General features: G+C 65.6%; 18 protein-coding genes. 4 read left to right on the top strand and 14 right to left on the bottom strand.

All coding sequences use genetic code 11. The annotated features are described in order from the left end of the window. Positions 1-7: 7 nt before the first annotated feature. Positions 8-328, bottom strand: a complete 321-nt coding sequence (locus tag RH91_RS16925; RefSeq protein ID WP_010164203.1) for a DMT family transporter — start codon at positions 326-328, stop codon at positions 8-10. A 138-nt stretch (positions 329-466) separates the two neighbouring features. Between RH91_RS16925 and RH91_RS16920 the strand changes: the two genes are divergently transcribed. Beyond that, positions 467-1,318 (top strand): hypothetical protein, encoded by an 852-nt coding sequence (locus RH91_RS16920; protein WP_010164201.1) that lies wholly within the window; start codon positions 467-469, stop codon positions 1,316-1,318. A 17-nt stretch (positions 1,319-1,335) separates the two neighbouring features. On the opposite strand, the gene RH91_RS16915 is transcribed toward RH91_RS16920, so the two are convergent. The 9 genes from RH91_RS16915 to RH91_RS22570 form a co-directional block, all read right to left on the bottom strand. Beyond that, entirely contained in the window at positions 1,336-1,746 is a 411-nt protein-coding gene (locus RH91_RS16915) for a SufE family protein (protein WP_010164200.1), read from the bottom strand. An 85-nt stretch (positions 1,747-1,831) separates the two neighbouring features. Continuing rightward, a complete protein-coding gene (locus RH91_RS16910) occupies positions 1,832-2,074 on the bottom strand; it encodes a hypothetical protein (RefSeq protein WP_026046661.1) in 243 nt (80 codons plus the stop codon). Between the two features lie 23 nt (positions 2,075-2,097). Continuing rightward, positions 2,098-2,337, bottom strand: a complete 240-nt coding sequence (locus RH91_RS16905; protein WP_010164198.1) for a hypothetical protein — start codon at positions 2,335-2,337, stop codon at positions 2,098-2,100. Between the two features lie 197 nt (positions 2,338-2,534). Beyond that, on the bottom strand, positions 2,535-2,807 hold the full coding sequence (locus RH91_RS16900) for a hypothetical protein (protein WP_010164196.1): 273 nt from the start codon (positions 2,805-2,807) through the stop codon (positions 2,535-2,537). A gap of 19 nt (positions 2,808-2,826) precedes the next feature. Further along, positions 2,827-3,123 (bottom strand): hypothetical protein, encoded by a 297-nt coding sequence (locus RH91_RS16895; protein ID WP_010164195.1) that lies wholly within the window; start codon positions 3,121-3,123, stop codon positions 2,827-2,829. 59 nt (positions 3,124-3,182) lie between these two features. Next, positions 3,183-3,560 carry an envelope stress response membrane protein PspC gene (gene pspC, locus RH91_RS16890; protein ID WP_010164193.1) on the bottom strand — a complete coding sequence of 126 codons (378 nt, stop codon included), beginning with the start codon at positions 3,558-3,560 and terminating at the stop codon, positions 3,183-3,185. 1 nt (position 3,561) lies between these two features. Continuing rightward, complete coding sequence (pspB, locus tag RH91_RS16885) at positions 3,562-3,852, bottom strand: envelope stress response membrane protein PspB (protein WP_010164191.1); 291 nt, start codon at positions 3,850-3,852, stop codon at positions 3,562-3,564. Beyond that, positions 3,852-4,520, bottom strand: a complete 669-nt coding sequence (gene pspA / locus RH91_RS16880) for a phage shock protein PspA (RefSeq protein ID WP_029624025.1) — start codon at positions 4,518-4,520, stop codon at positions 3,852-3,854. Before pspA ends, pspB begins: the two co-directional genes overlap by 1 nt. A gap of 36 nt (positions 4,521-4,556) precedes the next feature. Next, positions 4,557-4,706 carry a hypothetical protein gene (locus tag RH91_RS22570; RefSeq protein ID WP_157136961.1) on the bottom strand — a complete coding sequence of 50 codons (150 nt, stop codon included), beginning with the start codon at positions 4,704-4,706 and terminating at the stop codon, positions 4,557-4,559. A 157-nt stretch (positions 4,707-4,863) separates the two neighbouring features. Here RH91_RS22570 and pspF point away from each other — a divergent pair, with 157 nt between their 5' ends. After that, positions 4,864-5,910: a phage shock protein operon transcriptional activator gene (gene pspF, locus RH91_RS16875; protein ID WP_010164188.1), complete on the top strand. Its 1,047-nt coding sequence runs from the start codon at positions 4,864-4,866 to the stop codon at positions 5,908-5,910. 73 nt (positions 5,911-5,983) lie between these two features. Continuing rightward, positions 5,984-6,595: a superoxide dismutase gene (locus RH91_RS16870; protein ID WP_010164187.1), complete on the top strand. Its 612-nt coding sequence runs from the start codon at positions 5,984-5,986 to the stop codon at positions 6,593-6,595. Between the two features lie 437 nt (positions 6,596-7,032). On the opposite strand, the gene ispZ is transcribed toward RH91_RS16870, so the two are convergent. The 4 genes from ispZ to RH91_RS16850 form a co-directional block, all read right to left on the bottom strand. Next, positions 7,033-7,671: a septation protein IspZ gene (ispZ, locus tag RH91_RS16865; protein ID WP_029624022.1), complete on the bottom strand. Its 639-nt coding sequence runs from the start codon at positions 7,669-7,671 to the stop codon at positions 7,033-7,035. Continuing rightward, positions 7,668-8,597 (bottom strand): signal recognition particle-docking protein FtsY, encoded by a 930-nt coding sequence (ftsY, locus tag RH91_RS16860; protein ID WP_010164185.1) that lies wholly within the window; start codon positions 8,595-8,597, stop codon positions 7,668-7,670. The genes ispZ and ftsY overlap by 4 nt, the downstream gene beginning before the upstream one ends. Continuing rightward, positions 8,594-10,045: a tRNA (N(6)-L-threonylcarbamoyladenosine(37)-C(2))-methylthiotransferase MtaB gene (gene mtaB, locus RH91_RS16855; protein ID WP_010164184.1), complete on the bottom strand. Its 1,452-nt coding sequence runs from the start codon at positions 10,043-10,045 to the stop codon at positions 8,594-8,596. Before mtaB ends, ftsY begins: the two co-directional genes overlap by 4 nt. A gap of 64 nt (positions 10,046-10,109) precedes the next feature. Then, positions 10,110-11,753 carry a putative bifunctional diguanylate cyclase/phosphodiesterase gene (locus tag RH91_RS16850; RefSeq protein WP_010164182.1) on the bottom strand — a complete coding sequence of 548 codons (1,644 nt, stop codon included), beginning with the start codon at positions 11,751-11,753 and terminating at the stop codon, positions 10,110-10,112. A 260-nt stretch (positions 11,754-12,013) separates the two neighbouring features. Here RH91_RS16850 and ffh point away from each other — a divergent pair, with 260 nt between their 5' ends. Next, complete coding sequence (ffh, locus tag RH91_RS16845; protein ID WP_010164180.1) at positions 12,014-13,522, top strand: signal recognition particle protein; 1,509 nt, start codon at positions 12,014-12,016, stop codon at positions 13,520-13,522. The last annotated feature ends 48 nt before the right edge of the window (positions 13,523-13,570 follow it).

The raw sequence follows: 13,570 nt of genomic DNA, 5'->3' as shown, positions 1-13,570 counted from the left end.
GGTAAGGTCAGTTCGTCGCGAAGAACTTCGTGCCCACCACGCCGACGATGATCAGCGCGATGAACCCCATCTGGATCCCGTTGAGCTTCTCGCCGAACAGGATCACGCCAAAGATGGTCACGCCGACCGCGCCGAGTCCGGTCCACACCGCATAAGCGGTTCCGGCCGGAAGCCCGCGCATCGCGAGCGCGAGCAGCCCCATGTTGACGAAGCTGAGCGTAATCGGGACGGCGGCGGCATAGGCGCTGCCCGCGGTTGCTGCCCATTTCAGGCTGAGCGCCCAGATGATTTCGGTAACCACGGCTACGCCGAGGATGAGCCACGCCATGCGCGATCTCCTTCTTGGTACGGGCTCTGACAGGAAAGCGGCTGCCGGAAACCCGAAAGAGGCGCGCGCGGAGCGGAGCCCCTTAAGGGGTTGCGCTGGATCTGTCCACCGGTCGTACGATTATGCGATTGGCGCACTGTGCCCAACCGTGTAGCGCGCACCGCGACGCGCGAACGCCGGTTGCGCGCGGCTCAGCAGGACAAGGACGGAATGACGAATCGCATCGATTGGCGGCCGCTCGCGCCCGGATTGCGCGCGATCATTCGCGGCGATCGACCGATCACGCGGATGCAGATTTACGGCCAGCGGTGCAGTGGGACCAACATCGTCGCACAGACGCTCGCGGCCAATATTCCCGAGCTGCAGTTGACCGACGCCTTCGGTCACAAACACTGGTTCGTCGCCGCGCAGACGTTGTTTCCCGCCGATACGCTGAGTGTCGTGGTTGCGCGCGACGCGTTCGACTGGGTCCGCAGCCTGCATCGCCAACCCTGGCACGCACATCCCGATCTGAAGGCAAAACCGTTCGCGGCATTCGTGCGCAGCGAATGGAACAGCTGCTGGGACGAACATTTCGATCATATCGAACCGGGGCACCCGTTGCTCGGGCAGGAGATGCTCCACGAACGCGATCCCGCGACGGGCGAACGCTTCGCCAACTGCATCGCCAAGCGGACCGCGAAGCTGCGGCACTGGGCCGACTTGCCGATGCGGGCGCATAACGTCGCGCTGGTCAGCTACGATGGCTTCATGCGCGCGCCCGAGGCCGTCGTCGCAGCGCTCGCGACCGCGACCGGGCTGGAACGGACGCCGATCTTCCAGACCGTCACCAGCTACAAGGGGCAGGGCTTTTTCGCCTATGTCCCCCAGCGCTACGACGATCTCGCGCCTGCCGATGTCGCGCACATCGAAGGGTGGCTCGACCCTGCGGTCGAGGCGCAATACGGGCTGCGCGCAACCTATGCGATGGAGTCCCCGCCGTCAGAGTGACGGGAGGGGCGGCGGCGTTACGGCTTGGCGTAGCGGGTCGCGGTCTCGCGGATCAGCGCAATCATGTTGGGGATGCCCTGCGTGCGGTTCGAGCTGAGCTGCTTGCTCAGGTCGAACGGTGCGAGCTCCTGTGGGATGTCGGTTGCCAGGATCGCATCAGCGGGCTGGTCCTGCACCGCGAGCAGCACCAGCGCGATGATCCCCTTGGTGATCGCCGCATTCGAATCCGCCAGGAAGTGCAACGTCCCGTCCTCGCGCGCCATCGGATAGACCCAGACCGAGGCGGAGCAGCCGCGCACCAGTGTCGCATCGGTCTTGAGCGGGTCGGGCATCGGTTCGAGCTCGCGGCCCAGGTCGATGAGGAGGCGGTAGCGGTCGTCCGCCTCGAGGAAGCTGTATTCGGATTCGATATCGGTGAGGGTCTGCATCCCCGAGATATAGGCGGGAGCGACGGGGTTCGTCACCCTTGCTGTTCCCCGGCGCGGGCCGGGAGCGAGCAGGCGAGGCGACCCCTTACAGATCCACCCCCGCCGCGATCGCCTCCAGCTTGCGGATGCGCTCCTTGAGATCCGCGATCTCGATCCGTGCGCTCGCGTTGGGGAGGGCGGGGCCGTCATTGTTGCCGCCTGCCGCATGGAGCTGCTCGAGCTTGAACGAGAGCCAGCCGCGCCAGCCGTTGAGCATCGCGTAGGTCAGCATCGCGAGCCCCACCAGGGCGGTTGCGGCCATCGTCATGTAGAAATTGGGGTCGGTCATGATCCCTGCTCCTGTCAGGCTGGTCATGGGCGGTCGCGCAGCTTCTCGATCTCGCGATCGAGCCGGGCACTGCTGTCTTCCTTGTCGGTCGCGAGCCGCTCGAGCACGGCGATCCGCTCCTTGAGCGCGCGGATCTCGTCGCGCTGGCGCTGCGCGTCGGCGCTGTCCGGCGCCGGCTGGCGCTCGCTGCGTTCGGCCGCCTTGTAGCGCGCCTGGATGATCTTGCCGGCGACCGCGACCAGCACGATCAGCACGACCATCATTTCTCCACCGTTCATCGTACGCTCCCCTGTTCAATGTTCGGGCGGGTCAGCCCTGTGCGGATTGGCGTGCCGCGCGGGCGGCGCGGCGGCGGGGGCGGTCGATGCTTTCGGTCGCCCAGCAACATCCCGCCGTCACGACGGCGAGCACTCCAAGAAAGACAATCATGATAACCTCTGGGGAAGAAAGGGTTGAAGGGTTAGTTGAGCGGCGTATCGCGCAATCGCTCGATCTCGAGCGAGAGGTCTACGCCACGGTCGGTGATGATCCGTTCGAGGACCTGGACCCGCTGTTCGAGCCGCTCGGTCTGCGCGGCATATTGCGCGGCCTTCTCGGCGACCATCGTCGCCTCGATCGTCATGCGCCGCTCCTTATAGGCCAGCCACGGGCGGATGATCGTTCCGCCGATCACCGCGACCATGCCGACGCTGATGGCGAGGATCGGGACGAGAAAAACCAGGTCGGGGGTCATGATCGGGATCCTTTCCGGCTCAGCGGAGCGCGTCGATTTCGCGCGAGACCCGCTCGGCGGGGTCGGTCGCGATCCGTTCGAGCACCGCGAGGCGCTCCTCGAGGCGGCTGACCTGGCCGTGCAATTTATCGTTTTCGGCCTTCAGCAGCTCGGTCTGGCGGTTGACCGAAAGGTCGCCGTCGCGGCTGACGAGCTGGCCCTTCTTGGTCTCGATCGGGTAGCCGTGGCGGGCACGGACCCAGTTATTGAAGGCCCAGGCCGTGGGCCCGACGGTGATCGCCGCGAGCGGGATCAGCAGTCCGATGGAAGAGCTCATTTCAGTATCCCCTGTTTGCCCCAAGTGATGTCGGTATCGGTCCGGTCGTGCCGTGCGGATCAGCGCAGGCTGTCGATCTCGTCCGCGAGGCGGCTGTTGCGGCTGGTGTACATGACCTCGATGTCGGCGAGCCGGCGATCGATGTCGCGGAACTTCGAGCGGACTTCGGCGGTCGAGCGAGTCGGGTTGGTGCGCACACCCTGCCAGAAGCGCTCGTCGTCCGCGCTGTCATAGAGGCCGAGCGGTTTCTTCTCGGCGACACAGGCCATGACGATATAGGCGATCAATACCCATCCGCTGGTGACCAGGGTGAGAAGCGCGACCCCGACCCGGACGAGTGTCACGTCCATGCCGGTGTAATCGGCGATCCCCGAGCAGACGCCGAGCCATTTGGCGTTCTGCTTGTCGAGGTAGAATTTGGTGCGGCTGGCGGACATTTCAGTTCCTCCGGGTTGGGTCGTAAGACGGGGTGGGGTAGGATTGCGCGGTCGGCTCGGCGAGCGGCATGCTGACGCGCCATTCGGGGTGATCCGCGGCGATGATCCGCTCCACCGTGCCCAGCCGGTCTTCCAACCGGCGGGCGAGCGAATAGAGCTCATCGAGCAGCTTCTCGTCTTCGTTGGTGATCTTGGGCGCCTGCTTCCACTTGGTGATGTAGTGCAGGATGACCCACGGCATGCCGACGAACAGCGTGCCGCAGACGAAGATCGGGACGAGGATGTCTTCCATCAGCCGTCCTTTCCGAAGCGGGCCTTCATCGCGGCGAGCTCGGCCTCGACCTTCTCGCTCGACTTGAGCTCGGCGATTTCTTCCTCGAGCGTCTTGGGCGGTGCGCCCATTCCGGCAACATCGGCGCGCCCTTCGGCCATGTCGACGCGGCGTTCCATCACCTCGAACCGGCTGAAGGCGTCCTGCATCCGCGGACCGTTATACATCTCGCGCAGCTTGAAGCGGTTTTGCGCGCTTTCGAAGCGAGTCGCGATCGAATTCTGGCGGGTGCGCGCCTCGCGGAGCTTGCCGGTCAGCTTGGCGATGTCTTCCTCCGAAGCGTGGAGCGATTCATCGAGCACCGCGATCTCGCCGTCGAGCTGGCTCGCCATGTCGGCGGCCTTCTGCTTCTCGACCAGCGCGGCCTTGGCGAGATCCTCGCGACCCTTCGACAGCGCGAGTTCGGCCTTTTCGGTCCAGCTCTCCTGCAGGCTGCCCAGCTTGTTGATGTGCCGGCGCATTTCCTTCTGGTCCGCGATCGTGCGCGCGGCGGAGGCGCGCACCTCAACCAGCGTTTCCTCCATCTCGAGGATGATCATGCGGATCATCTTCGAGGGGTCTTCGGCCTTGTCGAGCAAGTCGGTGAAATTGGCGGCGATGATATCGCGGGTTCGGCTGAAGATGCCCATCATGATACTCCTTGGGAAATTTCGGATTTTTCGCGGTCAGGCCTGATACGGGGCGCTGACCGGGGAAATGTTTGCCATCGCCGGGCCGACCGTGCCGGCCAGCGCGACCGACCCGACGAGGATCGTGGCGACCACCGCGACGAGAAGCTGGGGGATCGAAGTGCGGTTCTTGTACTGGCTGTCCATGGCGTGTCTCCCTGTTGGCGTCCGGTGCCCCGTTGGGCGATGCCAGAAGCTTTGCAGGGAGCGTGCCAACTGCCGGAATGGCGGATTCGCGTGGCTTTCGCGCAGATGAACGAGAACGCGCTTGCCAAGGCTTGGGACTTTACGCCAAGCCTTGGGAATGGAGCGAACCAGCCAGGTCATCGGACAATCCGGCCCGTTTCTCGACGCGCTCGAACTCGCGAGCCGCGCCGCCGCGCTCGACCGTCCGGTGCTGGTGATCGGAGAGCGCGGGACCGGCAAGGAACTGGTCGCGGAACGCCTCCATCGCCTGTCGCCGCGGTGGGACCAGCCGCTCGTCATCATGAACTGTGCAGCCCTGCCCGAGACGCTGATCGAGGCCGAACTGTTCGGGCATGAAGCGGGCGCCTTCACCGGCGCGACCAAGGCGCGGGCAGGGCGGTTCGAGGAGGCGCATCGCGGCACGCTGTTCCTCGACGAACTCGGTACGCTGTCGATGGCGGCGCAGGACCGGCTGTTGCGCGCGGTCGAATATGGCGAGGTCACGCGGATCGGATCGTCACGCCCGATGCGGGTCGACGTGCGGATCGTCGCCGCGACCAACGAGCATCTCCCCGACAAGGTCGCGTGCCACCAGTTTCGCGCGGATCTGCTCGACCGGCTGAGTTTCGAAGTGGTCACGCTCCCGCCGCTGCGGGCGCGCAAGGACGACGTAATGGTGCTCGCCGAGCATTTCGGGCGGCGGATGGCAGCCGAGCTGCACCGCGACGACTGGCTCGGCTTCACCAAGGCGGCGGAGGCGCAACTGGTCGCCTACGCGTGGCCGGGGAACGTCCGCGAGTTGCGCAACGTGGTAGAGCGCGCGGTCTATCGCTGGGATCGCGACGCGCCGATCGACGCGATCGTATTCGATCCGTTCCAGTCTCCGCATCGCCCGGCGACGGTCGCGGCACCGCCGCCAACGAGTTCGGTCGCGCCCGAGGCTCCGGCGAACGCATCGCCAGTGCCGTGCGACGACGGCCAGCCGATGGATTACAAGGCGCGGCTCGCGCGGTTCGAATGCGAGATGCTGCAGACCGCGCTCGCCGAAAACCGCTTCAACCAGCGCGCGACCGCCGAAGCCCTCGGGTTGAGTTACGATCAGTTGCGCCATGCGCTAAAGCGCCATGGACTGATTTCGCAGGGTGTTTCCGAATCGGTTGCGTAACGAGCGCGCCGGACCCATTTCGACCGCGCGACGTTTGGGTGAGCGACCCCGTCATTTTCAAAGGAGACGAGCCTTGGCTTTCGAACTTCCCCCGCTGCCTTATGCCTATGACGCGCTGGAGCCGACGATCTCGAAAGAGACGATGACCTACCATCACGACAAGCATCACGCGGCTTATACCAACAAGCTCAACGAAGGCGTCGCTGCCGATCCCAAGCTCGAGGGCAAGTCGATCGAGGATATCCTGGGGATGATCTCGACGCTCCCGCCGCTCGTCCGCAACAATGGCGGCGGTTTCTGGAACCATGATTTCTTCTGGAAGATCATGGCACCGGCCGGCACGACCAAGCCATCGGGCGCGCTCGCCGAGGCGATTGAAACCTATGGCGGCCTCGACAAGCTCAAGGAAGATTTCAACACCAAGGGTGCGGGCCAGTTCGGTTCGGGCTGGGCGTGGGTGATCAAGGATTCGTCCGACGCGCTCAAGGTCGTCTCGACGCCCAATCAGGACAATCCGCTGATGGACGATGCCAAGGACAAGGGCACCCCGATCCTCGGCAACGACGTGTGGGAACACGCTTATTACCTGACCTACATGAACGATCGCCCCGGCTATCTGAAGGCCTGGTGGGACGTCGTGAACTGGGACGAGGCGGGCAAGCGCTTCGACGGCGCAACCGCATGACGGTGCAGTTGCAGAAATTGCATGCGTTAACGCTAACATTGCAATTGATCTGAAACCTGCTGCACTGCACAAAGAGTGTGCCTTTCAGGCATCCTCTCCTAAAACTTTCAAGGCCGGTCGAAAGACCGGCCCTTTTTTTTGTCGAAACGCCTGCTATGGTTCGGGTGCTGTCGTAGCGCCGGACATAAAACAGAAACGCGGGACGAGGAACGCCGCCGGAAAGACCGGCAACGGCGACACGATTGCCGGGGGATCGAGCATAGTTTGCTCTCCCCCGCGATTTCCTGGATTTTCTTACAGACTCACTTCCCCGGCGAAGGCCGGGGCCTAGTAGCGAGACAGGAGATTGCGGGCGACTGCGCTAAGTTTCAGCCACCTTCGCTACTGGGCCCCGGCCTTCGCCGGGGAGGCGCCTGTGGCGTTATGATCGCAGCGAATCACTCGACCGGCGGGATCGGCGGTTCCTCGCCCATCTTGAAGCCATGCTTCATCAGCATCGGCACGTTCGCGAACGCGAAGATCAACGTGAGCGGAATCACCCCCCACAGCTTGAACCCGAGCCAGAAGCTGTAGCTGAATTCGTGCCGCACGACTTCGTTCAGCACCGCGAGAAACGCGAAGAACGCCGCCCAGTTGATCGTCAGCTTGCGCCAGCCGGTGTCGTTCAGCCCGGGATAGGCCGAATCGAGGAACAGGCTGAGGAACGGCCGCCCCGTCACCAGCCCGAACACCAGGATCGCCGACAGCATCGCGTAGATGACGGTTGGCTTGATCTGGATGAAATCCTTGTTGTGGAAATACAGCGTCAGCCCGCCGAACACGAGCACCAGCGTGCCGGTGAGCCACAGCATCGGCGAGATCCGCCCGGACTTGACCAGCGAATAGATCATCGCCGCAATGCTCGCGACCATGAACGCGGAGGTCCCGGCGATCAGCTTGAGCATGTCGTAGCCGGGGGTCAGGAAATTAACGAGGAAGAAGATCGCGATCGGGCCGATGTCGACCGCGAGGCGCTGGCCCGCGTTGAGCGGGGGCTTGGCGGGAAGCGATGACGGCAAGGGGGGGGAGGTGGTCATTTGCGGACCCCTTCCACGCCAGCGATGATCCGCGCAACCTCGTTCGCGTTGAACGGGCGTAGATCGCCCATGCCTTCGCCGACCCCGATCGCGTGGATCGGCAAACCATATTTCTCCGCCGCCGCGACCAGCACACCGCCGCGCGCGGTGCCGTCGAGCTTGGTCATCACGAGGCCGGTGACGCCCGCCGATTCCTTGAACACCTCGATCTGGTTGAGCGCGTTCTGCCCGGTCGTTGCATCGAGCACGAGCAGCACGTCGTGCGGCGACTCGACGTTGAGGCGCCCCAGCACGCGGCGGATCTTGGACAGTTCGTCCATCAGCTCGCGCTTGTTCTGGAGGCGGCCGGCGGTGTCGACGATCAGCACGTCGATGCCGGTCGCGGTCGCCTGCTTGACCGCTTCGTAGACGATGCCCGCCGCGTCGCCGCCTTCCTTGCCGCTGATGATCGGCACGCCCGCGCGCTCGGCCCAGGTCGCGAGCTGCCCGATCGCCGCCGCGCGGAACGTGTCGCCCGCCGCGAGCATCACGCCGTAATCCTGTTCCTTGAGCAGATGCGCGAGCTTGGCGATCGTCGTCGTCTTGCCCGAGCCGTTGACGCCGATGACGAGGATGACGTGCGGGCGCGGGAAGCCGGTGATCTCGAGCGGGGTCGCGACGGTGTCGAGCACCTTTTCGATTTCTTCGGCGACGACGAGGCGGATGCCGAGCTCCTCCATGTCGCGCTCGAACACACCGGTCGACAGGCGGCGGCGGATCCGCGCGGCGGTCTCGGGGCCGAGGTCGGAGGCGATGAGCGCTTCCTCGATCTCGTCGAGCGTCTTCGTGTCGAGCGGCCCGGTGCCGAGACCGGCGAGATTGCCGATCAGCCGGTCGGAGGTACGCTTGAACCCGCCGAGGAGTTTGTCGTGCCAGCTTGGGGTCATTGAGAAATTCCGTGCAAGATATTTTGCGGCTGCGGCTGCGGCTGCGGCTGCTGTTGCTGTCGCTTCCCCGGCGAAGGCCGGGGCCCAGGAGCGGTGCCAGAGGTTGGAGAGGATGGCGCTTCGTTGCCATCGTTCCGCGACTGGGCCCCGGCCTTCGCCGGGGAAGCCAGAAGGGAAGAAGAGGGGAGGGAAGAAGCGAGAAGGGGGGTGGCGGTGGGGGAAAGAAGCACGGAGCCGGTCAACATGTTCCCGTCGCTGCCGGTAATCCGCACCTGTTGGACGGACCCGACCGGCAGCGCCTCGAACCGAACCTCGGCAAAGCTGCCGATGTGCCCGCGATCCCCGGGACGCTCGACCAGCACGTCCTGCGTCGTGCCGATCAGCCCGCGCAGCCACGCCGCTTTGCGCACCGCCGCAGCCTCGCGCAGCAGCGCGGCGCGGCGCTTGCGCTCGGGCACCGGGACGGCAGGCATCCGCGCCGCGGGCGTGCCGTCGCGCTCGGAATAGGGGAAGATATGCGCGTGGACGATGTCGCAATCGTCGATCAGCGCAAGCGTGTCGGCGAACATCGCGTGATCCTCGGTCGGGAAACCCGCGATCAGGTCAGCGCCGATCGCGATCTCGGGGCGCGCGGTCTTCAACCGATCGACCAGCGCAACACTGTCGGCGCGCGCATGGCGGCGCTTCATCCGCTTGAGGATCATGTCGTTCCCCGCCTGGAGCGAGAGATGGACATGCGGCATCACGCGCGCTTCCTGCGTCAGCAACGCGAACAGCCGGTCGTCGATCTCGACCCCGTCGAGCGACGACAGCCGCAACCGTTCGAGCGCGGGCACGTGGCGCAGGATCCGCTCGACCAGCAACCCTAGGCTCGGGGCGCCGGGCAGGTCGGGGCCGTAACTCGTCAGGTCGACCCCGGTCAGCACGACTTCGCGGTGTCCGCCGTCGACCAGCGCCGCGACCTGTTCGATCACTGCGCCTGCCGGGACCGAGCGGCTGTTGCCGCGGCCATAGGGAATGACACAGAAGGTGCAGCGATGGTCGCAGCCATTCTGCACCTCGACGAAGGCGCGCGCATGCGTAGCGAACACAGCGGACAGTTGCGGCGCGGTTTCGCGGGCGCTCAGGATATCGCCGACCAGCACGGTTTCCTCCGAGGCCCAGGCGGCAGGCGCACGCTTCTCGACGTTGCCGAGCACGCGGTCGACTTCGGGCATTGCCGCGAAGCTCGCCGGGTCGATCTGCGCGGCGCACCCGGTGACGACGATCTGCGCGTCCGGGCGTTCGGCGCGCGCGCGGCGGATCGCCTTGCGGGTCTCGGCGACTGCACCGTTGGTGACCGCGCAACTGTTGACGACGATCGTGTCCGGACCCGCAAGCGTACGGATCGCCTCGCTTTCGGCGATGTTGAGACGGCAGCCGAGGCTGATGATCCGCGGGTCGGGCATGGCGGCGATCTAGGGGGCGAGGGGGGCGAAGTCCATGCGCCTCCGCGAACGCAGGCGCCGTCGCTCAGGCGCTCCGGCGGTGCACGGTGCCCGAAACGCCGACGATTCCCGGCTGCGGCATCTGCAGCAACCGTCGTTCCGCCAGCAGGCGGCGGGTGTTGGCGACGCTCATCGGCTGGCCGTACAGGAACCCCTGGCCCTTGGCGCACCCGAGCGCCCGCAGCCGCTCCTCGATCCGTGCGTCGGCCACACCCTCGGCGGTGATCGGCAGGTTGAGGCTGTCCCCCAGCCGCGTGATCGCGGTGACGAGCGCGGTACTTTCGGCGCTCTGGTTGATCGAGAGGATGAAGCTGCGATCGATCTTGATCTGGTCGAACGGCAACGCGCGCAGATGGGCGAGCGACGAAAACCCCGTCCCGAAATCGTCGAGCGCGAGCCGGACGCCCTGATTCTTGAGGCTCCCAACGATCGACTGCGTCAGCGCGAGATTGTCGAGCAACGCGGTCTCGGTAATCTCAATCTCGAGCCGGTTGGCGGGGAAGCCGGTCTCGGTCAGCACCTTGATGATCTTCTGCGCAAGCCACGCATCGCGCATCTGCCACGGCGAGATGTTGACCGACAACGACAGCCCCGCGTCCCAGTCGCGCGCGGCGGTGAACGCCTGGTGCAGCAGCGACAGCGACAGGTCGCTGATCATCCCGGTTTCCTCGGCAAGCGGGATGAAGGCCTCGGGCGCGATCATTCCGCGGGTCGGATGTTCCCACCGCGCGAGCACTTCGAACCCGGTCAGGCGACCCGTGTTGAGATCAATCTGCTGTTCGAAATAGGGGACGATCTCGCCATTGGGGATGGCGCTGCGCAGGCTCGCCTCGAGATCGGTACGCGTTTTCAGGTCGCGCTCCATCGACTGGTCGAACCATGCGAAGCGGTTCCGCCCCGCGTTCTTTGCGGAATACATCGCGATGTCGGCGGAGCGCATCAGCGAATCGATCCCGACGCAACCGATGTCCGACCGCGCGATCCCGACCGACGCGGAGATATGGAGGTGGAGCCCGTCGATCTGGAACGGCTGCGCAAGGCGGCTGACCAGCGTCTCCGCGACGCGCTCGACCAGCGTGGCATGCGCCGGGTCGAACGGGAAGCCGCAGGCGAACTCGTCGCCGCCCAGCCGGGCCGTCAGCGCGTGCGGCGGCATCGCCTGCGCGATTTCGTGCGCGACCGCCTTCAGCAGCGAGTCGCCCGCGGCGTGTCCGTGCAGATCGTTGACCGTCTTGAAATAATCGAGGTCGAGCAGCAGCAGCGCCATCGCCTTGTGGCGGTCCGCCGCGTGGACGAACATCGCGGCGCCCGCTTCAGCAAGGCTGCGGCGATTGTGGAACCCGGTCAGCGGATCGCGCGCGGCGAGCAGGCGGGCGCTTTGCTCGGCGGCGGCGCGGATGTCGACTTCGTTGGCAAGATCACGGTGCCGCCGCCAGCCGATCAGGATCAGCGCGACGTTGAGCAGCAAGGCTATCATGAGCGCCGGATCGGTCTCGCCGGTCCCGTGCAGGACGTGTTTCAGCGCGCTCGACAGCACGCTGCTGGCGATTCCGACGAACAACAGCGTCGCCGCGATCGTGATCGCGCCGGTCAGGATATCGCGTCGCTTGACGACCCCGGCAGGGTAACCCCTGTCGGGCCTGTCGCCACCATGTCTTTCGACTGTCATTCCTTCGGCTCCGCCCCCGTCCGTTTCGTCATCCCATGCAAGCAATGTACAGGAGGTTAAAACCGGGGCAGTTGCCCGTCGGGTCGGGGCAAGCGCCGGTCGGGTTGCGGTAAAGCGCAAGCTACGCTAATGGCGCTAGCGATCGCTCCACCGTGAAGCGTGAAGGCCGTCCTGCGGGACGACGCCGGCCGACGAGGTTTCGTCCGCCGGCGTTCTTTGCGTTACGCGGCAAAAGCGACAGTTTGGAAGGGTTTTTTCGGATGTTCGAGAGCCTGAGCGACCGTCTTGGCGGTGTGTTCGATCGGTTGCGGGGGCGCGGTGCGCTGACCGAGGCCGACGTGCGTGCGGCGATGCGCGAAGTCCGAGTCGCGTTGCTCGAGGCCGACGTCGCCTTGCCGGTGGCGCGCGATTTCGTCGATCGCGCGACCGAGCAGGCAGTCGGCCAGAACGTGTTGCGCTCAGTCACGCCGGGGCAGCAGGTCGTCAAGATCGTCAACGACGCGCTGGTCGAGATGCTGGGTGCGGAAGCGTCCGAGCTCGAACTCGACGTCGCGCCGCCCGCGATCATCATGATGGTCGGCCTGCAGGGTTCGGGCAAGACGACGACGACCGCCAAGATCGCGCTGCGCCTCGCCAAGCGGCAGGGCAAGAAGGTGCTGATGGCGTCGCTCGACGTCAACCGCCCGAACGCGCAGGAGCAGCTCGCGGTGCTCGGGACGCAGGCGGAGGTTTCGACCCTGCCGATCGTCGCGGGGCAGCAGCCGGTCGATATCGCGCGGCGCGCCGTGCAGGCGGCGAAGCTGCAGGGCTTCGATGTCCTGATGCTCGATACCGCGGGTCGTCTCCACGTCGACCAGGCGTTGATGGACGAGATGCGCGCGGTCGCCGAGGTGACCAAGCCGACCGAGATCCTGCTCGTCGTCGACTCGCTGACCGGTCAGGATGCGGTCAACGTCGCGCAGAACTTCTCGGATCAGGTGCCGCTGACCGGTGTCGTGCTGACCCGCATGGACGGCGATGCGCGCGGTGGTGCGGCGCTGTCGATGCGGGCCGTCACCGGCAAGCCAATCAAGTTCGCGGGGATGGGCGAGAAGCTCGAGGCGCTCGAGGCGTTCGATCCCAAGCGCGTCGCTGGCCGCATCCTCGGCATGGGCGACGTCGTCGGCCTTGTTGAGCGCGCGGCGGAAGCGATCCAGGTCGAGGACGCCGAGAAGATGGCGGCCAAGCTCGCCAAGGGCGAGTTCGACCTTGACGATCTGCGTGCGCAGCTCGGGCAGATGCGCCGCATGGGTGGCCTCGGCGCGCTGGCGGGGATGATCCCCGGCATGGCCAAGGCCAAGCAGGCGATGGCGTCGGGCGCGATCGACGAGAAGATCCTCGTCCGGTTCGACGCGATGATCACGTCGATGACGCCCAAGGAGCGTCGCAAGCCCGAACTGCTCAACGCCAAGCGCAAGATCCGCGTCGCCAAGGGCTCCGGCACGACCGTGCAGGAGGTCAACAAGCTCCTGAAGATGCATCAGGAAATGGCGAACGCCATGAAGAAGATCAAAAAGATGGGCGGCCTCAAGGGCATGGCCAAGCTGTTTGGTGGTGGCGGCGGTGGCATGGGCGGTCTGGGCGGCGGTGGCGGTCCGGACGGCGCCGGTGGCCTCGGCGGTATCGACCCGTCCAAGATGTTCAGCGGCGGTGGCGGGGGCCTTCCCGGCCTCGGCGGCGGCCAGACGAAGCTCCCTCCGGGCTTCGAGAATTTGCTCAAGAAGAAGTGATCGCCATGCGGCCTTGAGCCGCTGGCAAAACCCAAGAACGACCAAGAA

The organism is Sphingomonas sp. PAMC 26617, from assembly GCF_000242835.1.
In the GTDB taxonomy this organism is placed as follows: Bacteria; Pseudomonadota; Alphaproteobacteria; order Sphingomonadales; family Sphingomonadaceae; genus Sphingomonas.
The sequence above is the reverse complement of the archived record's forward strand: the minus strand, read 5'-3'. Positions and strand labels throughout refer to the sequence as shown.

Coding starts and splice junctions, on each gene's coding strand:
- mtaB (WP_010164184.1), bottom strand. CDS start 10,045: ATGCCCGACCCGCGGATCATCAGCCTCGGCTGCCGTCTCAACATCGCC.
- RH91_RS16925 (WP_010164203.1), bottom strand. CDS start 328: ATGGCGTGGCTCATCCTCGGCGTAGCCGTGGTTACCGAAATCATCTGG.
- RH91_RS16915 (WP_010164200.1), bottom strand. CDS start 1,746: ATGCAGACCCTCACCGATATCGAATCCGAATACAGCTTCCTCGAGGCG.
- RH91_RS22570 (WP_157136961.1), bottom strand. CDS start 4,706: ATGGACAGCCAGTACAAGAACCGCACTTCGATCCCCCAGCTTCTCGTC.
- RH91_RS16905 (WP_010164198.1), bottom strand. CDS start 2,337: ATGATGGTCGTGCTGATCGTGCTGGTCGCGGTCGCCGGCAAGATCATC.
- RH91_RS16910 (WP_026046661.1), bottom strand. CDS start 2,074: ATGACCGACCCCAATTTCTACATGACGATGGCCGCAACCGCCCTGGTG.
- pspF (WP_010164188.1), top strand. CDS start 4,864: ATGGAGCGAACCAGCCAGGTCATCGGACAATCCGGCCCGTTTCTCGAC.
- ispZ (WP_029624022.1), bottom strand. CDS start 7,671: ATGACCACCTCCCCCCCCTTGCCGTCATCGCTTCCCGCCAAGCCCCCG.
- RH91_RS16850 (WP_010164182.1), bottom strand. CDS start 11,753: ATGACAGTCGAAAGACATGGTGGCGACAGGCCCGACAGGGGTTACCCT.
- ftsY (WP_010164185.1), bottom strand. CDS start 8,597: ATGACCCCAAGCTGGCACGACAAACTCCTCGGCGGGTTCAAGCGTACC.
- RH91_RS16895 (WP_010164195.1), bottom strand. CDS start 3,123: ATGAGCTCTTCCATCGGACTGCTGATCCCGCTCGCGGCGATCACCGTC.
- ffh (WP_010164180.1), top strand. CDS start 12,014: ATGTTCGAGAGCCTGAGCGACCGTCTTGGCGGTGTGTTCGATCGGTTG.
- pspA (WP_029624025.1), bottom strand. CDS start 4,520: ATGGGCATCTTCAGCCGAACCCGCGATATCATCGCCGCCAATTTCACC.
- pspB (WP_010164191.1), bottom strand. CDS start 3,852: ATGGAAGACATCCTCGTCCCGATCTTCGTCTGCGGCACGCTGTTCGTC.
- RH91_RS16900 (WP_010164196.1), bottom strand. CDS start 2,807: ATGACCCCCGACCTGGTTTTTCTCGTCCCGATCCTCGCCATCAGCGTC.
- pspC (WP_010164193.1), bottom strand. CDS start 3,560: ATGTCCGCCAGCCGCACCAAATTCTACCTCGACAAGCAGAACGCCAAA.